Origin of the sequence: Streptomyces sp. NPDC050418 (assembly GCF_044458745.1) — a bacterium.
Lineage (GTDB): Bacteria > Actinomycetota > Actinomycetes > Streptomycetales > Streptomycetaceae > Streptomyces.
This window is the reverse complement of the sequence record NZ_JBITIG010000010.1, coordinates 117,568-139,545: the sequence shown is the minus strand read 5'-3', so window position 1 is coordinate 139,545 and position 21,978 is coordinate 117,568. Positions and strand designations below refer to the sequence as shown.

Annotated in this window: 18 protein-coding genes and 1 pseudogene; 13 read left to right on the top strand and 6 right to left on the bottom strand. The window is 68.8% G+C overall.

Annotated features, from left to right (window positions below; all coding sequences use genetic code 11):
- Nucleotide 1: 1 nt before the first annotated feature.
- Entirely contained in the window at nt 2-670 is a 669-nt protein-coding gene (locus tag ACIBI4_RS24710; protein WP_399206199.1) for a potassium channel family protein, read from the bottom strand.
- Nucleotides 670-1,338, bottom strand: coding sequence for a potassium channel family protein (locus ACIBI4_RS24705; protein ID WP_399206198.1), 669 nt, complete (start codon nt 1,336-1,338; stop codon nt 670-672). The genes ACIBI4_RS24710 and ACIBI4_RS24705 overlap by 1 nt, the downstream gene beginning before the upstream one ends.
- 162 nt (nt 1,339-1,500) lie before the next feature.
- Between ACIBI4_RS24705 and ACIBI4_RS24700 the strand changes: the two genes are divergently transcribed.
- Both ACIBI4_RS24700 and ACIBI4_RS24695 read left to right on the top strand, forming a co-directional pair.
- Nucleotides 1,501-3,555, top strand: a complete 2,055-nt coding sequence (locus tag ACIBI4_RS24700) for an APC family permease (protein ID WP_399206197.1) — start codon at nt 1,501-1,503, stop codon at nt 3,553-3,555.
- Between the two features lie 91 nt (nt 3,556-3,646).
- The gene (locus ACIBI4_RS24695) at nt 3,647-4,978 is read left to right on the top strand and encodes a class I SAM-dependent RNA methyltransferase (RefSeq protein WP_399206196.1); all 1,332 of its coding nucleotides are present in this window, start codon (nt 3,647-3,649) and stop codon (nt 4,976-4,978) included.
- 196 nt (nt 4,979-5,174) lie between these two features.
- On the opposite strand, the gene ACIBI4_RS24690 is transcribed toward ACIBI4_RS24695, so the two are convergent.
- Together ACIBI4_RS24690 and ACIBI4_RS24685 are read right to left on the bottom strand one after the other, a co-directional pair.
- The gene (locus tag ACIBI4_RS24690; protein ID WP_399206195.1) at nt 5,175-5,843 is read right to left on the bottom strand and encodes a nucleotidyl transferase AbiEii/AbiGii toxin family protein; all 669 of its coding nucleotides are present in this window, start codon (nt 5,841-5,843) and stop codon (nt 5,175-5,177) included.
- Between the two features lie 5 nt (nt 5,844-5,848).
- Nucleotides 5,849-6,241, bottom strand: coding sequence for a hypothetical protein (locus ACIBI4_RS24685; RefSeq protein WP_399206194.1), 393 nt, complete (start codon nt 6,239-6,241; stop codon nt 5,849-5,851).
- A 285-nt stretch (nt 6,242-6,526) separates the two neighbouring features.
- Here ACIBI4_RS24685 and ACIBI4_RS24680 point away from each other — a divergent pair, with 285 nt between their 5' ends.
- The 7 genes from ACIBI4_RS24680 to ACIBI4_RS24650 all read left to right on the top strand — a co-directional run bounded on the left by ACIBI4_RS24680 (nt 6,527) and on the right by ACIBI4_RS24650 (nt 15,645).
- The gene (locus tag ACIBI4_RS24680; RefSeq protein WP_399206193.1) at nt 6,527-6,721 is read left to right on the top strand and encodes a hypothetical protein; all 195 of its coding nucleotides are present in this window, start codon (nt 6,527-6,529) and stop codon (nt 6,719-6,721) included.
- Between the two features lie 65 nt (nt 6,722-6,786).
- Complete coding sequence (locus tag ACIBI4_RS24675; RefSeq protein WP_399206192.1) at nt 6,787-7,410, top strand: restriction endonuclease; 624 nt, start codon at nt 6,787-6,789, stop codon at nt 7,408-7,410.
- Nucleotides 7,411-7,474: 64 nt separating this feature from the next.
- A complete protein-coding gene (locus ACIBI4_RS24670; protein ID WP_399206191.1) occupies nt 7,475-7,900 on the top strand; it encodes a hypothetical protein in 426 nt (141 codons plus the stop codon).
- Nucleotides 7,897-11,586 (top strand): AAA domain-containing protein, encoded by a 3,690-nt coding sequence (locus ACIBI4_RS24665; protein ID WP_399206190.1) that lies wholly within the window; start codon nt 7,897-7,899, stop codon nt 11,584-11,586. The genes ACIBI4_RS24670 and ACIBI4_RS24665 overlap by 4 nt, the downstream gene beginning before the upstream one ends.
- A 194-nt stretch (nt 11,587-11,780) precedes the next feature.
- A complete protein-coding gene (locus ACIBI4_RS24660; RefSeq protein WP_399206189.1) occupies nt 11,781-12,617 on the top strand; it encodes a vWA domain-containing protein in 837 nt (278 codons plus the stop codon).
- Between the two features lie 17 nt (nt 12,618-12,634).
- Complete coding sequence (locus tag ACIBI4_RS24655) at nt 12,635-13,462, top strand: hypothetical protein (protein WP_399206188.1); 828 nt, start codon at nt 12,635-12,637, stop codon at nt 13,460-13,462.
- A 2-nt stretch (nt 13,463-13,464) separates the two neighbouring features.
- A complete protein-coding gene (locus ACIBI4_RS24650; protein ID WP_399206187.1) occupies nt 13,465-15,645 on the top strand; it encodes a hypothetical protein in 2,181 nt (726 codons plus the stop codon).
- Nucleotides 15,646-16,420: 775 nt separating this feature from the next.
- Here the strand turns inward: ACIBI4_RS24650 and ACIBI4_RS24645 are convergent.
- Complete coding sequence (locus ACIBI4_RS24645; RefSeq protein WP_399206186.1) at nt 16,421-18,934, bottom strand: AAA family ATPase; 2,514 nt, start codon at nt 18,932-18,934, stop codon at nt 16,421-16,423.
- 169 nt (nt 18,935-19,103) lie between these two features.
- Here ACIBI4_RS24645 and ACIBI4_RS24640 point away from each other — a divergent pair, with 169 nt between their 5' ends.
- The 4 genes and pseudogenes from ACIBI4_RS24640 to ACIBI4_RS24625 all read left to right on the top strand — a co-directional run bounded on the left by ACIBI4_RS24640 (nt 19,104) and on the right by ACIBI4_RS24625 (nt 20,685).
- On the top strand, nt 19,104-19,496 hold the full coding sequence (locus tag ACIBI4_RS24640; RefSeq protein ID WP_399206185.1) for a nuclear transport factor 2 family protein: 393 nt from the start codon (nt 19,104-19,106) through the stop codon (nt 19,494-19,496).
- A gap of 109 nt (nt 19,497-19,605) precedes the next feature.
- Nucleotides 19,606-20,046, top strand: coding sequence for a MarR family winged helix-turn-helix transcriptional regulator (locus tag ACIBI4_RS24635; RefSeq protein ID WP_399206184.1), 441 nt, complete (start codon nt 19,606-19,608; stop codon nt 20,044-20,046).
- Nucleotides 20,047-20,227: 181 nt separating this feature from the next.
- Nucleotides 20,228-20,476: pseudogene (locus ACIBI4_RS24630) on the top strand (TauD/TfdA family dioxygenase); the annotation flags it as partial.
- An 80-nt stretch (nt 20,477-20,556) separates the two neighbouring features.
- A complete protein-coding gene (locus ACIBI4_RS24625) occupies nt 20,557-20,685 on the top strand; it encodes a TauD/TfdA family dioxygenase (protein WP_399206385.1) in 129 nt (42 codons plus the stop codon).
- A gap of 168 nt (nt 20,686-20,853) precedes the next feature.
- Here ACIBI4_RS24625 and ACIBI4_RS24620 read toward each other — a convergent pair whose 3' ends face one another.
- Nucleotides 20,854-21,963, bottom strand: a complete 1,110-nt coding sequence (locus ACIBI4_RS24620) for a CaiB/BaiF CoA transferase family protein (protein ID WP_399206183.1) — start codon at nt 21,961-21,963, stop codon at nt 20,854-20,856.
- Nucleotides 21,964-21,978: the final 15 nt, after the last annotated feature.

Genomic DNA, 21,978 nt, shown 5'->3' with positions numbered 1-21,978 from the left:
CTCAGCTCTCCCGGCGCACCGACAGAAGATCCTCCAGCTGCTCCTCGCGCGCCTGCGCCGCCACGAACAGCAGCTCGTCGCCCGCCTCCAGGGAGTCCTCGTGGGTGGGCGAGAGCACCCGCGTGCCGCGGATGATCGTCACCAGCGAGGTGTCCTGCGGCCAGGCGATGTCGCCGATCATGGTGCCCGCGAGCGCGGACTCCGGCGGCAGGGTCAGCTCGACCAGGTTGGCGTCGCCGTGGCTGAAGCGCAGCAGACGCACCAGGTCGCCGACGCTGACGGCTTCCTCGACGAGGGCCGACATCAGCCGCGGCGTGGAGACGGCGACGTCCACGCCCCAGGACTCGTTGAAAAGCCACTCGTTCTTCGGGTTGTTGACGCGGGCCACGACCCGCGGCACCCCGTACTCCGTCTTCGCGAGCAGCGAGACGACGAGGTTCACCTTGTCGTCACCCGTGGACGCGATGACCACGTTGCAGCGCTGCAGCGCCGCCTCGTCGAGCGAGGTGATCTCACAGGCGTCGGCGAGCAGCCACTCCGCCTGCGGCACCCGCTCCACCGAGATGGCGGTGGGCGCCTTGTCGATGAGCAGGACCTCGTGCCCGTTGTCCAGGAGCTCGCCCGCGATGGAGCGGCCGACTGCACCGGCTCCGGCAATTGCGACGCGCATCAGTGACCGCCCTCCTCGGGGCCCTCGGCGAACGCCGCCTCTACCTTCTCGATCTCATCGGTGCGCATCATGACGTGCACCAGATCGCCCTCCTGCAGCACGGTCTGCGACGACGGCAGGATCGCCTCGCCCAGCCGCGTCAGGAACGCGACGCGGACGCCGGTCTCCTCCTGCAGCTTGCTGATCTTGTGGCCGACCCAGGACATCGAGGTGTGCACCTCGGCGAGCTGCACCCCACCCGTGGGGTCGCGCCACAGCGGCTCCGCGCCCGAGGGCAGCAGCCGGCGCAGCATCTGGTCGGCGGTCCAGCGGACCGTGGCGACCGTGGGGATGCCCAGGCGCTGGTAGACCTCGGCGCGACGCGGGTCGTAGATCCGCGCGGCGACGTTCTCGATGCCGAACATCTCGCGTGCGACGCGCGCGGCGATGATGTTGGAGTTGTCGCCGCTGCTGACCGCGGCGAACGCGCCGGCGTCCTCGATGCCCGCCTCGCGCAGCGTGTCCTGGTCGAAGCCGACACCGGTCACCCGGCGGCCGCCGAACCCCGATCCGAGACGGCGGAAGGCGGTGGGGTCCTGGTCGATCACGGCGACCGTATGCCCCTGCTGCTCCAAGGTCTGCGCGAGAGCGGCACCCACTCGTCCGCAGCCCATGATGACGATGTGCACGACCGTCCTTCCGGCTGTCAATGTTGCGTTAAGAGTTTGACGCGGCTGTGTCCGCCTTGATGCGGTCCTTGCGCCCTCACCAGGGTCTCAGACCAGAGGCCAAGCTACACACGCGCCCACGGACGTGCGCGGGCGCCCGTTCGAACGCTTACGATCCACTGCGTGTCCAAACTGACCGACCTGCCCAAACGCATTCTGATCGGGCGCGCACTACGCAGCGACAGGCTCGGCGAGACGCTTCTGCCGAAGCGGATCGCACTTCCCGTGTTCGCCTCCGATCCGCTGTCCTCCGTGGCGTACGCACCGGGCGAAGTCCTTCTGGTGCTCTCCATCGCGGGCGTGTCGGCCTACCACTTCAGCCCGTGGATCGCGGTCGCCGTCGTGGTGCTCATGTTCACGGTGGTGGCCTCCTACCGGCAGAACGTGCATGCGTACCCGAGCGGCGGCGGCGACTACGAGGTCGCCAACACCAACCTCGGCCGGCGCGCGGGCCTCACGGTCGCGAGCGCCCTGCTCGTCGACTACGTCCTGACGGTCGCCGTGTCCATCTCCTCGGGCATCGAGAACCTGGGCTCCGCGGTCCCGTTCGTGGTCGAGCACAAGGTCCTCTGCGCGGTCGGCGTCATCGTGCTGCTCACCTTGATGAACCTGCGCGGCGTCAAGGAGTCCGGGAAGCTCTTCGCGATCCCGACGTACGTCTTCGTCGTCGGCGTCTTCCTGATGATCGCCTGGGGCGCGTTCCGTGGTCTGGTCCTCGACGACACCCTGCGCGCGCCCACCGCCGACTACGAGATCAAGCCCGAGCACCAGGGCCTCGCGGGCTTCGCGCTGGTCTTCCTGCTGCTGCGCGCGTTCTCCTCCGGCTGTGCGGCGCTCACCGGTGTGGAGGCGATCTCCAACGGTGTCCCCGCGTTCCGCAAGCCCAAGTCGAAGAACGCGGCGACGACGCTGGCGCTGATGGGCGCCCTGGCCGTCACCATGTTCTGCGGCATCATCGGGCTCGCCATGGCCAGCAACGTGAAGATGGCCGAGAACCCGGCGCACGACCTGGTCGTCAACGGACAGCCGGTCGGCAGCGACTATGTCCAGCACCCGGTGATCTCGCAGGTCGCCGAGGCGGTCTTCGGCGAAGGATCGTTCCTCTTCATCATCCTCGCCGCCGCGACGGCGCTGGTCCTCTTCCTCGCCGCCAACACCGCGTACAACGGCTTCCCGCTGCTCGGCTCGATCCTCGCGCAGGACCGCTATCTGCCGCGCCAGCTGCACACCCGCGGCGACCGGCTCGCGTTCTCCAACGGCATCGTGCTCCTGGCCGGCGCCGCCGCCATACTCGTCGTCATCTACGACGCCGACTCCACGAAGCTCATCCAGCTCTACATCGTCGGTGTCTTCGTCTCGTTCACGCTCAGCCAGACCGGCATGGTCCGGCACTGGAACCGGCATCTGCGCACCGAGCACGACCCGGCCAAGCGCAGCCACATGAAGCGCTCGCGGGCGATCAACACCTTCGGGGCGTTCTTCACCGGCCTTGTCCTCGTGGTCGTGCTCGTCACCAAGTTCACGCACGGCGCGTGGGTGGCCCTGCTCGGCATGGTCATCTTCTACGTGACGATGAGCGCGATCCGCCGCCACTACGACCGCGTCTCCGAGGAGATCGCCGCGCCGGAGGGCCCCTCCGACGACAGCGTCCGCCCCTCGCGCGTCCACTCGATCGTCCTGGTCTCCAAGATCCACCGGCCGACCCTGCGCGCCCTCGCGTACGCGAAGCTGATGCGCTCGGACACCCTGGAGGCGCTCAGCGTCAACGTGGACCCGGCCGAGACCAAGGCGCTCAAGGAGGAGTGGGAGCGGCGGCAGATCACCGTCCCGCTGAAGGTGCTCGACTCGCCGTACCGCGAAATCACCCGTCCGATCATCGAGTACGTGAAGAACCTGCGCCGCGAGAGCCCGCGCGACGCGGTCTCCGTGATCATCCCGGAGTACGTGGTCGGCCACTGGTACGAGCATCTGCTGCACAACCAGAGCGCCCTTCGCCTCAAGGGCCGCCTGCTCTTCACACCGGGCATCATGGTCACCTCGGTGCCCTACCAGCTGGAGTCCTCCGAGGCCGCGAAGAAGCGGGCCCGCAAGCGGTCGGAGTGGAACGCTCCGGGCGCGGTGCGCCGCGGTCCCGTGGAGAAGAAGCCGGCGCCGAGGGAGCCTTCGGGGCGCAGCTAGGTCCAGTGTGGCGGGCGGGCGTCCGACACCCACGTAAACTCGTGGGTTGTCGTTCCCCCGCCCGCCATCGTCATTCTGGAGCTACCCCGCCATGCAGGCAGAAACCGAGAACTCGCTGGTCGGGGAGGAGTACGAGGTCGAGGTCGGCCCCGTCGCGCACGGCGGCCACTGCATCGCCCGTACGTCCGAGGGCCAGGTCCTCTTCGTCCGGCACGCGCTGCCCGGCGAGCGCGTGGTCGCCCGTGTGACCGAAGGCGAGGAGGGCGCCCGCTTCCTGCGCGCCGACGCCGTCACCATCCTCGACCCGTCCAAGGACCGCATCGAGGCGCCCTGCCCCTTCGCGGGACCCGGCCGCTGCGGCGGCTGCGACTGGCAGCACGCCAAGCCCGGCGCCCAGCGCCGCCTCAAGGGCGAGGTCATCGCCGAACAGCTGCAGCGGCTCGCCGGGCTCACGCCCGAGGAGGCCGGCTGGGACGGCACCGTGATGCCGGCCGACGGCGACAAGCTCCCCGCGGGCGAGGTGCCCGCGTGGCGCACACGCGTCCAGTACGCCGTCGACCCCGCCACGGGCAAGGCGGGCCTGCGCCGCCACCGCTCGCACGAGGTCGAGGTCGTCGACCACTGCATGATCGCCGCTCCCGGCGTCAGCGAACTCGGCATCGAGAAGCGCACCTGGGAGGGCATGGCCTCCATCGAGGCCATCGCGGCAAGCGGCTCCCAGGACCGCCAGGTGATCCTCACGCCGCGCCCCGGCATGCGCCTCCCCATCGTCGAACTGGACAAGCCCGTCTCCGTCCTGCGCATCGGCGAGAAGGACGGCGCCGTGCACCGTGTCCACGGCCGCGACTTCGTCCGCGAACGCTCCGACGACCGCACCTACCGGGTCGGCAACGGAGGCTTCTGGCAGGTCCACCCGCAGGCCGCCGACACGTTGATGCGCGCCGTGATGCAGGGCCTGCTCCCGCGCAAGGGCGACATGGCCCTCGACCTCTACTGCGGCGTCGGCCTCTTCGCGGGAGCGATCGCCGACCGCGTGGGCGACAAGGGCGCGGTCCTCGGCATCGAGTCGGGCAAGCGCGCGGTCGAGGACGCCCGCCACAACCTCGCGTCGTTCGACCGCGTCCGCATCGAACAGGGCAAGGTCGAGTCGGTCCTTCCCCGCACGGGCATCTCCGAGGTCGACCTGATCGTCCTCGACCCGCCCCGCGCGGGCGCGGGCCGCGAAACGGTCCGCCACCTGTCCGCCCTGGGCGCCCGCCGCATCGCGTACGTCGCCTGCGATCCGGCGGCGTTGGCGCGGGACCTCGGGTACTTCCGGGAGGGTGGGTACAAGGTGCGGATGTTGCGGGCGTTTGATTTGTTTCCGATGACGCATCATGTGGAGTGCGTGGCGATCCTTGAGCCTGCTGAGAAGGGCCGCTGAGCTGGCTTTTGCTAGTCCTGATACGCGTGAGGGCGGCTCATCGACGAGTACGGCCCAGCCTCCACCGGCATCGCGACACACGCCGCAGCCGATGCCCACATCGGAGGATCGCTAGTTCGTGCGTACGCGTCGATCGTCGGTAGCCGGGACGCCAATCCGGGTGGAACTCGCGATTTGGCCGATCCTTCGGACGTGCTCAGCCGATCTCCGGATCCTCGTTCGCTTCGAGGAGCCGGGCAGCAAGCTCGTCGGCCCAGGCCAGGGCCCATGCGCGGAGATCTGTGACGGTGGCGTCATCGAGCCCGTAGGCAGCGAACGCTTCGTCATCGGTCCACTCGGCGCCCGTGAGATTCGCCTGCAGATCCTCGCGCTCGAAGCGGCCGCGGGCGTGCTGGCGGCCGAACTCCTCCAGCTCGGTATTGCTCCAGCGGCGGGAGGCGGCGAACACGTCGATCAGATCGCGGGGCGCTCCGCGATCGGCCAGAGCGCGGACCTTGGTGCCGACCACGTCCTCTGCCGCGAGGACGGGCCCATAGGGGCTCTGGGCAACAGGGCGCCAGAAATTCTCCTTGAGGATGTCGACCTCGCACTCCTGACCGGTCGCAGGGTCGGTCACCGTGAAGCGGGCGGACAGTGGGGCCGTCTCCAGCGCCTGGACCAGCCAGCCCCGGGTTTCCAGGCCGCTGCGGAGCGTGGCCGCGATCTCGGCCATGGGCGCCGGGTTCTCCGTGGCGACATCGAGGTCCTGGCTGGGCCGATTCACCAGGCGGTGAGCCCGCACGGCGTATCCGCCGGTGAGAACGAGCGGGTACGGAGAGCCCAGCGCGATGACGTCAGCCAAGAGCCGGGTGTGCAGCTCCGGCATGTCCGTCACGCGGCGGCTCGGGCGCGGGAGGCGAGCTGGGGAAAGGCTTCCTCCCACACGGTCCGTACCGTGCGGCCGACGAGCTTGCGCAGGACTGGCCACAGCTGGAGGAGGAGGTCGTGGTTGAGGTAGCGGGGCAGGTCCTCGTGCAGGCCCTCGTGCAGGAGGGTGCGGTACAGCCCCATGCGCTGGCGCGGGTTGCTCATGTCGTACGAGGTCATACCGGACCAGGCGATGTGCAGCGGCAGCCCGACGACCCCGTCGGCGGGGCCGTTCAGGTCGTCCAGTGACTCCGGCAGACGAAGCCGGAACTTCTCCCGGTACAACGCGAGGTCCTCGGCGACCGGGCCCGAGAGGTCGCCGGATTCGGGTGCGGCGGGCTGCGGGCTGGGGGGCATGTCCCCATTATGGCGGCTAGCGGAGCTGCGCGGGGTCAGACCGGCACCGGCCGGGAGCCGAGGCGAGCAGCAGGACGGTGTCCCGCCGAAGCTGGCGATGTGCTCGGTGAGCGCTGTGGTGGCTGTGCGGGACGGCGGGTGTGAGGTGCAGGGGTGGGTGACCGGAAGCGTGCCCTGCGGTTCGTCCGAAGACGTACTGGTCGGGACGCGCAACTCTTCGATACATATGCAGGATCGAGCGGTGGATCGGGGGAGCCAGTGCTGCTTGTCCTTGGATTACTGATCATGGGTGGATTCCTGCTGGTGTCCCGTTGCGGTGGACCGACGCGGTACCACCGGCCGTGCCGCCGCAGGCGCAAAGGACTGTTCGCCCGCTGCCAGGATCACGGCTTCACCGTTGTCACGGTCACCGACCTGGCGGGACTCGCGCTGTTCGGTCTGGCTTTCGGAGTGTGGACGCTCTTCGGGGCGGCCGGCTGATGCGGCGCAGCCGGAGCCAGGGTGGGTGGGCCGCGATTCCCTGGTGGGCGTGGGGGCTCGGAAGCATGGCAGGGCTCATTGGCCTGTGGCAGGTGATTCAGCAGTGGCCTGTGTGGACCAGTTTCGGGCTGGCTTCCGCAGCTCTCGGGCTGGCGCTGAAGCCGGGGCGATCCGTTTTGACGGCGCGGGTCGATCGCTCGGCACTTGCCGCCGCAGGCCCAGTCCGCTATTCGCTGGCGCATCTCGATTCCCTGGACCCCACGGCGTTCGAACTGGCGGTCTGCTCCCTGCTGCGCAGGGACGGACTGGCCGCGCGACATGTCGGCCGCGCCGGTGACAAGGGAGCCGACGTACTGGTTGTCGACAGGTCCCGACGGCGGGTGGTCGTGCAGTGCAAGCGGCTGCGACCGGACCGAAGGGTCGGAGACCAGGACGTCCAGCGGGTCAACGGAACCTACCGTCACGACCACGCCGCCGACTTCGCTGTGATCGTCACCACCGGAGGGTTCACGAGAGCCGCGCGAGCCAGTGGCCCGCGTTACGGGATTCACCTGGTCGACCGAGGCGCCCTGGAGCGGTGGGCCGACCTGGGGGAGCCGCTGTACCGGATTCTCCGGATTCCCGATCCGCAGGCGCGGAGCGGAAAGCGAGGCCCCGGATCTTGGCATGCAAGAAGATCGCTAGGCTGACATCGCGTCAGTGAACATCACAACTAGCCTTATACGGCAGTGAGTTTACGACCAGAGGGGGAGTATGACCGGCCAGATAGAGTCTGTGCGGATTCAGGTGTCCGGGGCGGATCCGCGTCACGCGGAACTGGAGGCGCGAGAACTCCGAGACGTTCTGCGCCGGTTGGACGGCACCGAGGTGCGCTTCGCCCCAGCGGAAGCAGGAAATAGCGCAGACGGTTCGAAAGGGCCCGCGCTGCTGACCCCGGAGGTCATGCTCGTTCTTACGGGAGGATCCTTCACGCTGGCCGGGACCGCCATCAAGGCGTGGGTCGCTGTCCGCAAGAGCCGTAAGGTGCGCGTCCTGCACCCGGACGGCTCCATCACAGAGTTCCAGGGCGGCGTCTCCGGGCGAGAGATCAGGAACCTGCGGGACGGTGGCAGCGACGACAGCGGCAACACCGCTAGTGGCAACGGCAGTTCGGGCCCGAGTCCCGGAGCCGTTCGGTGAGCCGAAAGCATGCCCTGCTCGTAGGCACCGCCATCCACCAGGACGCGACCTACCCCGCACTGCCTTCGGTGCGCGCGGACATCCATTTCCTGGGCCAGGTTCTGGAGATGCCCGCCGTCGGAGGGTACGAGGAGTGCGTACGGGTCGAGGACTCGCCGAAAGTGGCGGTCAAGCAGGCCGTCGAGGGATTCCTGAGCGCGAGGGAACCCGATGAACTGGTGGTGTTCTACCTCAGCGGCCACGGGGCGTACGACCGTGAGGACGGACAGCTCTACTTCGTGACCACGGACACCGAGGCCGGCCGGGAGCGGCAGACGGCCCTCGAGGCAGCTTTCGTCATCGACCAGTTGGAGAAGTGTGCGGCCCGCCGCAAGGTGCTGCTGCTCGACTGTTGCTTCAGCGGCAGCGCGGTCCAGGGCTTCCGCAGCAAAGGGGCGCCCCGGTCGGCCGCTGAACCGAAGGTCGAAGCCAGCGGAGTGCACGTCATCACCGCCTCCCAGCACTGGGAGAAGGCGTTCACCACGGATGCCGACCAGCCTTCGCAGTTCACCCGGGCGATCGTCGAAGGCCTCCATTCCGGACGAGCGGACCTGGACGGCGACGGGCAGATCTCCGCGAACGATCTGTTCCGTCATATCGGCCAGGACCTGCGGAAGGCACCGGACGGCCGTCGGCAGACGCCGACTCAGTCCACCCTGTCCGTGACCGGCGACATCTATCTCGCCCGGGCCTCCGTCGGCCGCCAGATCCCCGCACTCAAGCCGCTGCCCGCCGGGCTCTCCCCTGTGACCGACGCCGCGGGAAACAAGTCGCCAGCGCCGGTCGAACCCATCGAGGCGGCGCACGACGACTCCGCCTTCACCGAGGCCGAATGGGCCGGGCTGCTGGCCTATTACCAGCAATGTCTCGAAGCCGAGGGCAGCACCGGCGGACTGCTGCCGCTGGCGGGCAGTGACCCGCCGCGAGCGGTCTGGCCGGCCGGGGAGGAAGTCCTGCTTTCCGGCACGGAATCCACTGTGCAGGCACCGCAGCGCGTGGTGGACCTCGCCGAGCAGGCACAGAAGGACGGCACCGACCTCTGGTACGGCTACCCCGTCGCCGTGCTGTACGACGGCACGCGCCAAGTGTGCGCACCGCTCGCCATGCGCCGGATCGACGTCGAACCCGGACCACAGGGACGCAGCGTCGTCACGCCGTCAGGACCGATCGTCCTCCACCCCGAACTCGTCCGGAACCGGCTGGGCAAGGACGAAGGCCGGGAACTGCTCGCCGCCTACCAGCCCAACTGGCGGCCGGGATTCCGCGAGGACATGATCCGCGACCTGCGCAGCCTGCTCCAAGAACTCGGGCTGGCCGACACCGAACATCTCGATCCCGCGGCCCTCGGCGACGGCAGCTCGCTGCGTGCGGCGCACGAGGGTGCTCGCAACGTGGCAGTCGTCTACGCGACCCGGTCGGACAGTGCGGCCACAGCTCAGCTGCTGAAGGACTACACGACGCTGCAACGGAGCATCGAGCAGTTCCCGGACACGGCGCTCGGAGCGTTCACGGCGCACGGCGAGACGGATTCGAGCGCCGAACAAGACGTACAGGTCGTCGCGCCACTCGAACTCAACGAAGCACAGGAAGCCGTCATCCGGGCCGCCATGGTCCGCAGGCTCACGGTCGCAACCGGTCCACCCGGCACTGGCAAGAGCCAGCTCATCGTCAACACGGTCGCCACTGCCAGAGCGGCCGGACAGACCGTGCTCGTCGCCTCCACCAACAACAAGGCAGTGGATGAGCTGTGGGAGCGGTGCGAGGAACTCTCCCCGGGGCTTGTCGTACGGACAGGCGCGCAGTCGGTTGTTGACAAGGAAGTGAGCACTCTGGAGGAACTCGCCCGCAGCGTCCGGCCCCGGCAGTCCTCCCAGACGTACCGGGGCGAACTGCGGAACCACCTGCGGACACAGGAGTCGCTGCGGCACCGGCTCGCGGAGATCGCCCGCCGGGAGCGGGACCTCGCCGACCTCGGCCGGTTGCGTTCCGCCTACGCGGAAAAGCACCACCAGGACGCCCAGGCCCTCGCCACTGCGCTGGGCGACGACGTCTCCCTGGGCCGGTGGCTGCGCCGGGCCCGCACAGCCGCCGGTCTCGGAATCTTCGGGGGATGGCTTCGCGGCCGGTGCGTGCGCAGGCTCGTCCCTGCGCCGGTCCAGGTCACGGACCGGCAGGACTTCGCGGAACTACTGGAGTTCGCTGAAGCGGAGGCCGATTGGCGGCAGATGCGCACCGCAGCCGAAGCGGCGCCCGATGACGCCCAGCTGCTCGCCGCGCTCCAGGATGCCGACCTGCGGGCCCGTGAGGCCGCGACAGCATTGCTGCAGTCGTCAGTGGCGGAGCAGGCCATGACTGCGCGTGCTGCCATCCACGACCGTATCGAGGCGGTGCGGGCCCAACCAAGGAGGCAGTGGTCGAGCCTTGACCGCATCCTGCCGCAGGTCCCGGGCTGGGCCGTCACCGCGCGGTCCGCACGGCGGTTCCGGGACCGGGCCGCCCTTTTCGACCTGGTCATCGTGGACGAGGCCAGTCAGTGCTCCGCACCGGATGTGCTGCCGCTGCTCTTCCGCGCCCGGCGTGCCCTGGTGATCGGCGACCCCATGCAGCTGCAGCACATCACCACACTGCAGCCACGCCAAGAGGCGCAGGCGCACCGGGGAGCGGGACTGCGGGCGAGCTGGCTCGACGAGCACCGACTCGAGCACCGCCGCTACTCCTCCTTCCATGCGGCTGCGCATGCGGCAGGGGAGACGCTGCTGCTCGACGAACATTTCCGCTGCCACCCCGACATCGTCGGCATTGCGAACCGACACTGCTACGGCGGCCGGCTGACCGTCCTCACCGACCCTCGGTCCCTGCGGCGTATCGATGGAGTCGACGCCGTGCAGTGGCTGGACGTGACGGGCACAGCACGCAGAGGCCACAGCGGGTCGTGGGTGAACCAGGAGGAAGCCGACCGCGTTCATCTCTCGGTGGAGCGCCTGCTCAAGCGGCTTCCGGACGGTTCGACCGTAGGCGTCGTCACTCCCTTCCGGGCCCAGAAGGACCTGATCGCAGGCCGCTGGAAGCATGAACCACGAGTCAGGGTCGGGACGGTGCACACCTTCCAGGGAGGACAGCAGGATGTGATCCTCCTGTCCCTCGTCGCGTCCGACCGGATGCGTCAGAGCGCGGTCAACTGGCTCTCCCGCGAGGTCAACCTCTGGAACGTGGCCATCACTCGGGCCCGTTCGCATCTCATCGTGTTCGGTGACCGCGACTTCTGGTCGGTCCGGTCCGGCATGCCGCACGCACTCCTCGAGGCGGCAGAGGCCAAGGACGGCCTCCCCTCGCTCGGCGTTCACCCGGAACATTCCGACGAAGACGTCGGTGACCGGCTGCAGTACCTGCTGACGGATGAGTTTCCGGGAGTCCTGATCGACCGGAATGCCACGGTGGACGGCTATCCCTACGATTTCGACATCCGCAGCAGCTCGGACAGTGTGCAGATCCGCCTCGACCACGGGGCGCCCACCGCAGCAGAGGCCGCACGTCACCTGAGACTCACGCTCGGCCGAACGGCCCTACTACCCAATGGTGTTCGGATCCCTGCCTGGCACGTGTGGGACGGACGGACGGAACGGGTGGTGGGCCGGCTCGACAACTGACATGCGCAGGACGGGCAGGCAGCGCGGAGCGGGACGAGCGCGAAGCACGATACGACTGCGACAGCAGAAGCCTGTCCCTACCATTGGACCGGGGGATCTCGGTGTCCCGGTCCACACGCCGGAGACCGCTGCGTCGGCATGCCGTACGAGCTTCTCCGACGACCGGTTTCTTCGTATTCCGCCAGGAGTTCACCGTGCCGTACATAGCAGAGATCAGCCGCACCAACCCGACGAGCATCATCTTCCTCGTCGACCAGTCGACCTCCATGAGTGATCCCATCGGTGGTGAGGTGCCGCAGCAGAAGGCCGATGTCGTCGCCGACGCCATCAACCGGCTGCTCACCGAACTCTCCGTCAAGTGCGCGAAGGAAGAGGGCGTACGCGACTACTTCCACGTCGCGGTCATCGGCTACGGAGCCACCGTGGGCTCGGCGCTGGCGGGGCCGCTCGAAGGGCGGGACCTCGTCCCCCTCAGCGAGGTGGCGGACAACCCGGCTCGCATCGATGAGCGGAGCAAGAAGGTCCCCGACGGTGCCGGCGGCCTGGTGGAGACCGCTGTCAACTTCCCGCTGTGGATGGATCCGGTTGCCCACGGCGGGACTCCGATGAACCGTGCGTTGCAATACGCGGAGGGACTCGTCGCTGACTGGACCGAGCGGTATCCGGCCGGATTCCCGCCCATCGTCATCAACCTGACGGACGGCGAGTCGACCGACGGCGACCCCACTGCGGCCGCCGAGGCCATAACCTCCCACGCCACAGCGGACGGAGCGGCGCTGCTGTTCAACCTGCATGTGTCCGCGGCAGGCGGCACTCCGACCGCGTTCCCCGACTCGGCGGACACCCTTCCGGACAGCTACGCCCAGACCCTCTTCGGCATGTCCAGCCCGCTGCCGAGCCACATGCGCTCGTACGCGGCCTCGCAGGGACAGCGGGTCAGCGAGACCACGCGCGGCTTCGTCTACAACGCCGACATCACCACGGTCATCCAGTTCCTCGACATCGGTACCCGGGCCACCGAACTGCGGTGACGACCTCCACTTCCTGCGTGTACGTCACGCACCTGGTGGCCCCCAAGAAGGGAAGCACGGCAGCGGAATGCGAGGACGCCGTCGCCGTGCTTCCCGAGCACCCGCACGATCACATGCTGCGGGAGCCATTCGCGGCAGGTGTCTGCGACGGAGCCACGGAAAGCGCACTGGCCAAGGACTGGGCCAGGCTGCTGTCACGCGCCGCAGCCGAACACGCCATGGCGCTGCCGGACGCGCTGACACGGGGCACCGCTTTCGAGCGGTTCGCGGTGTCCGTTGTGGCCCGGTGGGAACCCTGGCTGGCCGACTACACACTTGCTCGCCAAGCAGAAGGTCGGCCACTGAAGTGGTACGAGCACACCAAGCTCGCCGAGGGCGCCTACGCGACCTTGCTCACTGTGCGCGTCGACCCGGAGGACAGCGCCCACAACGGCGAAGCGGCACCGTCCTGGCAGTGGCGTGCCGCTGCGCTGGGAGACAGCTGCCTCTTCCACCTGCGCGACGACCAGCCGATACAGACGTTCCCGGTGTCGACCGTCGAGGAATTCGGCACCACTCCCGATCTCTTCGGCAGCCGCAACCGTGACGCCGAGCTCCTTGCCGACCGCACGAGATTCACCGTGGGGACCTGTCGCCCGGGAGACCGCCTGCTCCTGATGACTGATGCCCTGGCCGCTTGGCTCATGTCGGCCCCGGACCAGGCCAACGCTGTCGAACAGCTCCTCGAATACGCCGGGCCCGACGACCTGGACGATTTCAACAACTGGCTGAACGGGCTGCGGGACAGCGGGCAGTTGCGCAACGACGACGTGGCTTTCGTGCGGATCGATTTCGAGGGACGGTGAACATGGGCCCGGCCACCGGTTCGCAGCGCCAGTTCCCCAGCGGCGCCAAGTACGCGGAAGCCCTGCAGCACACCCAGTTGTGCTTCGATCATCCGGAACTCAAGGGCGCCCAGCCCGAGTTGACCGGACTCGGCCTGCCGCGACCCATCTCCGGCAATTTCGCCAGTGTCTTCTCCCTGACCTCGCCCTCATCGGGCCGCCGGTATGCGGTCAAGTGCTTCACCCGTCACGTCCCGGACCAGGAACGCCGGTACGAGGCCATCAGCTCCCGTCTCGCCCTGCTCGATCCGGCGGAGCTTTCCCAGCCGTGGAACCTCGGCTTCGAGTACCTTCCCGACGCCATCAGCGTCGAGGGGGAGTGCTACCCAGTCCTCAAGATGGAGTGGGCGGAGGCCGTCACCTTGTCCTCGTGGCTCGACGGCAACCATGCGGACCGGTTGGCCGTCGATCGCCTGGCGGATCGGTTCGAGGAACTGACCCGGGACCTGGAGGCCCACCAGATTGCCCATGGGGATCTGCAGCACGGCAACCTGCTCGTGGCGAGTGACGACACCTTGCGGCTGGTCGACTACGACGGCATGTACGTTCCGGCTCTGGCCGGCATGGGAGGGACCGAACGAGGTCACCGGAACTATCAGTCGCCCTTGCGGGGGAACGACGACTTCGGAGTGGATCTCGACCGGTTCTCCGCCTGGGTCATCTTCCTCTCGCTGAAGGCGATCGCCGCCGAACCTGCCCTGTGGTCCCGTTTGCACGAACCCAGCGGCGAGTTCCTTCTGCTCACCGAGGACGACTTCACGAGCCCGGCCGGGTCCGCACGACTGCAGACACTGCTCGCTCATCCCGACCGTATGGTGAGCGGACTCGCAGATCAGGTGCGGACCCTGGCCTGCCAGCCTCTGGACAAGCTGCCGCCGCTCACCCTGACTGTGCCCAGGCAGCGTCCAGCCGCAACGGTGATCACAGATACCACTGCTCACAGCGGGGCGGCTGCCCCGGGGACGGGCGGTCTGCCCGGCTGGATGGCGGGACACGTCGCCTCTGCAACATCCCCGACACGGCCCGCGCCCTCTGTCGCCTCACCAGACAGATTCCAGGTCAGGACACCGCTGGATGTCGCCGTAGCCATCATCTGGCCGGTGATACTGGCAGTGACCGTAGTGGCCCTTGTTATGGGCCTTTCGACAGTCCGTTTCAGTCCGGCAGTCCCGCTGCTCGCAGCCGCCGCACTCTCGGTGTTCGGGCGGGCGCGCCGCACGGAGCGGGCTGAAGCGCGGGCCGTTCTCTCCGGGCTCACAGCAGAACTGGACCAGCTCGACGACCCTGTCAAGGCCGAGGGGAAGCTACAGAAGGTCCGGGCGAAGTTCGATGCAGCAGAGGCGAAGCGCACCGCGGACCACCCACGAGCACAGAGCAAACTCACTGCGAGCCACCAGGTCGAGCTCCAGCAGATCGAGAAGCGCAGGATCCGTAAGCGGCAGGAGCTGGACAAGAAGATCGCCGAGCTTTCGTCGGAGCGAGGGAAAGCACTGCGCAAGGCGCTTGCCGCCCAGCAGTCCGCCTACGTGCGGGACCGTCTCGGACGACGGTCGATCGCCCAGAACCCACCGCACGGCATCGGACCGAAACTGACCGCACGACTTGCGGCAGCGGGAGTCCGTACCGCAGCCGACTTCACCGGATACCGATCCGTGCCCAACGCGCACTACAACAGCGTCGGCGCCGAACTGGTGCTCAACAACGGCCGCCGTATTGCTGTCCAGGGCATCGGTGAGGCCAAGGCCATCGCACTCGATGCCTGGCGCAGGCAGCTGGTCGCCGCTGCCGAAGCCGATCAGCCCACCCAACTCACCGCACAGGAACGACAGTCGATCGACCGGGACATCGAGGTCCGGCGCACCCGTCTCACCGCTGAGATCCGCTCAGTGGACGCGGCAGCTGAAGGCTCGCGGGCCAAAGCACAGAAGGAACTGGAGGACGGCCAGGCTCGGCTAACCCGGGAGAACACCCTGGCCGGCGACCGGGCACGCCGACAGCGGCAGGAGTTCAGCCGGCGCGCGGTCATGCTCCAACAGGACAGTGTGCGCCATGCAGCCCTGAGCTCAGCCGTCGAGACTGCCGAGGCACACCGGCGCAGGCTGTCACTCGTGCGCTATCTGCGCTTCATTTACACGGGTCGCTGAACCGAACCCCTAAAATGTGCGATGTCACAGCCACGGTCAACCTTGTGCTCTAGATGGTCCGCCAGGTCGGCCGGGTGGGTGGTGGCAAAGTCGAGTTCAAGGTTCGGGCGATGGACGATGCCGCGCGCCTGGATCGCGTAGCCGTCCATGAGAGCGAGTCCGTACGCGGGCCCAAGGAGAAGGCGGGGCGCAACGGCAGATGCGCGGGGCCATCGGTTCAGTCAGGCTCGACGGCAGCTGGTTCGCGGCGGGCTCCATCGGGGAGGCGTAAGCGCCTCGCTTTGAGGTGGGCTGGCGCTCGGGAACGTACGAATCCTGGAGTTACGGTGGTGGGCCGTGGTTCGGGGCCAGGCGCAGGAGCACGGAGCGGAGTTGACCTGTCCGTTGTGACGCGTGTTTGACGCTGGTGGCGCCTGCGCACCCTCACATAAGTCGTAGCACCCTGGTTGACCTGTCGTTTCGCCGTTCACCGTTCAGGCCGGCACCTTCCCGATGACCCATCATGTGGAGTGCGTGGCGATTTTGGAACCGGCCGCTAAGGGCTCATGACCTGCGGTTTGTGCGTACGCATTATGTGCGGTGTGGGCGCACAACGTGTTCTGGGGCGTGACGCTGCGGGGCGTTGAGTACGACTCGGGTACGGCCGTCCTCTGCGAGGACCTCCCAGCTCCTCCCCGGACGGGGCCACCGCCCTCGGCCAGGGCGTCCTTAGTCATGACCTCGTAATGCAATCTATGGAAGGCAATTCCCGCTGAGGGCGAGCGATCTACGCCCGTCACGGGCGCCCCGCCGCCGACCGGCGCGTAGTGCGGCTGGTGCGGCGCAGCCATTGGCCGGTCGGGGTGGTCGCGGCTTCGGCCAGCTCTTCGGGGGTGCCCTGGGTGGCGATGCGGCCGCCGTCGGGGCCGCCGCCGGGGCCGAGGTCGATGACGTGGTCGGCGTTCCAGATCAGGTCGGTGTCGTGGTCGATGACGATCACGGTGGCGCCGGTGTCCAGGAGCCGGTCGAGTGTGGTGACCAGGGTGGCGATGTCCTTGGGGTGCAGGCCGACGGACGGTTCGTCGAAGACGTACACGGTGCCGGGTCTGTCGCTGTGCAGGGCGGTGGACAGGCGCATGCGCTGGGCCTCGCCGCCGGAGAGGGTGGGGGTGGCCTCGCCCAGGGTGAGGTAGCCGAGGCCGACTTCCCGCAGGGCGTGCAGCGGGCGGTGGACGGCGGGCCGGGCGGCGAAGTGCTCGGCGGCCTCGTCGACGGTCAGGCGCAGGACCTCGGCGATGTTCAGGCCGTCGAGGGTGACTTCGAGGGTCTTGGCGTTGTAGCGGCCGCCGTGGCAGGTGTTGCAGGGCATGGGCAGATCGGGCAGGTACTGGATGTCGATGGACAGTTCGCCCAGGCCCTGACAGCCGGGACACTGACCGGCCTTGGTGTTGTACGAGAAGTGCCCCGCGTTCCAGCCGCGCTTGCCGGCCTCGTCGGTGGCGGCGTACAGCTTGCGCAGCGCGTCCAGGGCGCCGGTGTACGTGGCGGGTGTGGAGCGGGAGTTGGGGCCGATCGGGGCGGCGTCCAGGTGGCGCAGGCCGGTGAGCGGGACGTCGGCTTCGAGGCGGTCGACGTGCGCGGGCAGCACACCCTGGGCCAGGTGTGCTTCGAGGGCGGGGACGAGGCTGTCCAGGACGAGGCTGGACTTGCCGGATCCGGAGACGCCGGTGACCAGGGTGAAGCGGCCCAGAGGGAAGTCGGCGGCCACGTCGTGCAGGTTGTGCAGGTCGTTGACGTGGAGACGCAGACGCGGGGTCGTGTCGTCCACGGGGCGCTGGGTGCGCACCAGTTGGGGTGCGGTGCCGGCGAGGTAGGGGCCGGTGACCGAGGACGGGTCGGCGGCGAGTCCGGCGGTCGTGCCGACGGCGTCGAGGCGGCCGCCGTCGCGTCCGGCGCCGGGACCGATCTCGATCAGGTGCTCGGCGGCGCGCATGATCTCCAGGTCGTGGTCGACGACCAGGACGGTGTTGCCGCCGTCGGCCAGCTGGTCCAGGGCGCGCAGCAGGCCGTCGAGGTTGGCCGGGTGCAGGCCGATGCTGGGTTCGTCCAGGACGTACAGGACTCCGGTGGATCCGGCGTGCACGGTGGCGGCCAGCTGGATGCGCTGACGCTCGCCCGTGGACAGCGAAGGGCCGGGCCGGTCCAGGGTGAGGTAGTCGAGGCCCAGGTCGAGCAGCGGATCGAGGCCCTCGAGGAGGCGGCCGGTCAGGTCGAGGGTGAGCTCGCGCAGGTCGGCGGGCAGCAGGCCGGGGAGTTTCTCGGCCCAGCTGCGCAGGGAGGAGAGGTCGAGGGCGGAGGTCTCGGCGATGCTGCGTCCGTCGAGGAGGGTGGCGAGGGTTTCCTCCTTCAGGCGGGTGCCGTGGCAGGCCGGGCAGGCGTGGGTGGTGGTGAAGCGGGCGGCGCCCGCGGTGTCCCCGGCCTCGGTCACGGCCTGGCGGGCGTTGACGTAGGTCATGTTGAGACGGAAGACGCGGCCGGTCTTCGTCGGGACGGCGATCTCCCGCTTCTCGGCCGGACCGTCGAGGACGAGCTGCTTCTCGCGCTTGGTCAGATTGCGGAACGGGATGTCGGTACGCACTCCCAACTGGGCTGCCACCAGCGGCATTTCACGCCGTCCGGGCAGCTTCCAGGAGGCGACGCCACCCTCGTCGAGGCTGAGGGAGTCGTCCGGGACCAGCGCCCGCTCGTCGATCTCGTCGACTGTGCCGAGCCCCTTGCAGGTCGGGCAGGCGCCGAGCGGTGAGTTGAAGGAGAACGACTCGGCCGCGGGCATCTGGAAGTACGCCGAGCACACCGGGCAGGTCTGCCGGCCGTTCTCGTCCGTGGTGCCGGTGCCGACCTCCTCCAGGGTCGGTGTGGACAGATGTCCGTTGGGGCAGCGGTGCTCGCCGACCCGCGCGAACAGCAGGCGCAGCAGGTTGTACGTCTGGGTGAGCGTGCCGACCGTGGAGGAGCGGGACGGGATCGGCGGGCGCTGGCGCAGCGCGATCGCCGAGGGCACGTTGGCGATGTGGTCGACCGGCGCGGGCGGCGCCTGCTTGACCCGCTTGCGCTGGTAGGCGGTGAGCGCGTCCAGGTAGCGGCGCGAACCCTCCGCGTACAGGGTGCCCAGAGCCAGGGAGCTCTTGCCGGAGCCGGATACCCCCGTGATCACGGTGAGCCCCCACAGCGGCACGTCCACGTCCAGGGCCTTGAGGTTGTTCAGGCGCGCACCGCGGACCTCGATGTGTGCGGGCAGGGGGCGGGGCATGGGTCCACCTCAATTTGCTTCCATGGAATACAAATGATGCCATGGAAGTACGCAAAACCCCGGATTGCCCCGGATTGCCCGCCGCGCCCCGGCGTGCGGCGGACGACGTCTCGCAACACACTCCAAGCACCAGACCCGTACCAGACCCGTACCACCAGGAGGGCCCACCATGGCCAGTACCAGCCTCGACACAGCCCGCAGCTACTTCCAGGCCATCCAGAACGGCGACCTGGACACCGTGGGCAACCTCCTCCACGACGACGTCGTGTGGCACCAGCCCGGCGACAACCAGTTCTCCGGCGAACGCAACGGCCGCGACGCCGTCTTCGCCATGCTCGGCGGCATGATGGAGGCGAGCCAGGGCACCTTCACCATCGACACGGTCCACGCGCTCATGACCAACGGCGACCTGGTCGCCGCCACCATCCACTTCGCCGGGCGCCGCGACGACGCCGCCATGGCCATGGACGGCGTCGACGTCCTGCGTATCGAAGCCGGAAAGATCGTCGAAGTCTGGCTGTTCTCAGGCGACCCCGCCGCCGAAGACGCCTTTTGGGGCTGAGCCGTCTTCTTCCACGGCACCGCCGAGATCCTCGACCGCCCGGCCGGAGTGCGCCACCGGCGTACCATCGACCGTTGCGTAAAGAACATTCCACGGAAGGCACACGACGGTGGATCTCAAGGAGCTGTACCACGACCTGATCCGCTACGAGACCGAACTGTGGAACGCGATCGACGCCCGGCTGACCGCGGAGTGCGGCATCCCGCTGACGTGGCTGGAGATCCTGCGGATGCTGGAGCGCACCGGCGGCTGCCGCGTGCAGGACATGGCGCGCGAGTTCGCCATCACTGTCGGCGGCATCAGCAAGGTCGTCGACCGGATCGAAGCCGCCGGTCACTGTGCGCGGCGCCCCAACCCAGACGACGGCCGCTCCTCCCTCGTCGAACTCACCCCGGCCGGACAGGAGTTGCTCGGCCGGGCCGTGCAGCTCTTCGAGGACGAACTGGACCTGCGCATCGGCTCCGTTCTGCCGCGCAGGGCCCAGCAGCAGCTCGCCGACACCCTGCGCACGCTGCGCGCGGCGAGCCGGTCCGGGGCTCATCGCCGGTGACGAATGCCTAGTTGGCCTCTCGTGTGAATGCGAGGCAACCGCGTTGTCGTTGCGCTGACCGGCATCCGCAGCGACCTTCCGCAGGGAGACCGCATCGGCGCACTCGACCGCGAAGGGCGGGGCGAATGCCCGTACGCGATCGCCGAGGCGTTCGCCCTGCCCCTGGCCGAACTTCTGGTGGATGCGCCGTCGGGCAGCTGGTACCTGCGGTTCTGCGTGCAGGCTGCCCGAGGCGACCAAGGGACGGCCGGCCGGGCTGCGTGCCGTACACGACTTCAGCCAGTCGTTCGGCAAGCAGCTCGGTGCCGAGGACCTCGCACGCGCGCAGCGGAAGTACCCGCCGGTGGTGCACCCCGTGGTCCGTACCCTTCCCGAGTCCGGCCGCAAGCTCATCTACGTCAACCGGATCTTCACCAGCCACATCGCGGGACTCGCACCGGCGGAGAACCGCGAGCTTCTGGACCTTCTCTTCGACCAGGCGCGTCACCCGAGTACCAGTACCAGTGCCGGCTGCGCCGGCGCCCGGGCACCATCGCCTTCTGGGACAACCGCGCCACCCAGCACTACGCCAACGGCGACTACTACCCCCGCAACCGCGTCATGGAGCGGGTGACCATCATCGGCGACCGCCCCGAGTGATCGGCTCGCAGGAACGGCGTCGAGGCGGTGTCGGGATCCAGGTGGTCTTCTGGCTCGCCGGTCTCTATTTCGGCCGGCGTTGGGCGCATGCATCCGGTGCGGCGTGGCAAGGCGAGGGCGCCTTCGGGAGCCTCCCCCTGTACGCCCTCGCCGTCGCCGGATCCAGTCCTACGCAGGCAGTTCGCCGACCACTTCCCGGGTGTGTTCGCCGAGGGCCGGGGCCGGGCTTCGGAAGGTGTCGAGTCCGGCTCCGAAAGTGACGGGGAAGCGGGCTTGAGGGGTGGTCCTTTCCTGGGTGTCGAAGAGGTTGCGGGCCGTGGTGTGCGCGTCGGCGAGGAGGTCGGCGGGACGGGTGTGGACGGGGGCCCAGGGAGCGTCGATCGCGGTGAGCCGCTTCTCCCACCAGTCGTGGTCGCGTGCGGCGAACACCGTACGGAGCAGGGTGTGCACCTCTTCTCTCGCCGCCGTCCGGTCGGCCCGCCGGTCGTAGGCGGCCGTGTCCAGTTCGGGGAATTCGGGGGCGAGTTCCGTGCGCAGACGGTGCCAGAACTTGTCCTCGAAGGTGGCCAGGGACAGCAGGCGGCCGTCGGAGGTCGTGAAGACGTCATTGTCGCCCTGGACGAGTCCGGCTGCCAGCGGGTCCTCGATTCCGAGGAGGGGGAGGGCGAAGAGGGAGCACCAGGCCGTGATCGACTCGCTGAGGGAGACATCGATGTGCTGGCCAGGGCCGTCGCCCGTCAAGGCGACGGTGAGGGCGAGGGCGGCGTGCATGGCGCCGGCCATGTCGCCGACGCGGACGCCGGGGCGGGTGGGGGAGCCGTCGAGGCGCCCGGGCACGGCGAAGAAGCCGGACAGTCCGAGGAAGTTGAGTTCGTGGCCGGGCTTTGCGGCATAGGGCCCGGTCTGGCCGTAGCCGGTGAGGGAGCACAGGACGAGCCGCGGGTTGACCGCGTGAAGGGCGTCGAAGCCGAGACCGAGGTCGGCGAGGACACCGGGGCGGAAGCTCTCGACCACCGCGTCGGCGGTGCGGGCGAGCCGCAGGAAGGTCTCCCGGCCCTCCTCGGTGCGCAGGTCGAGGGCGAGGGAGCGCTTGTTTCGGTTGAGCGCGTCGAACAGGGGCGGGGCGAAGCGGAGCGGATCCCCACCGGCTGGGTCCTCGACCTTGATGACGTCCGCGCCGAGGTCGGCGAGCATCGAGGTGGCGTACGGGCCGGGGAGGAGGCGGGAGAGGTCGAGGATGCGTTTGCCGCCGAGGGCGGACCAGTGCGGGGCAGTCATGTGCGGGTGTCCTTC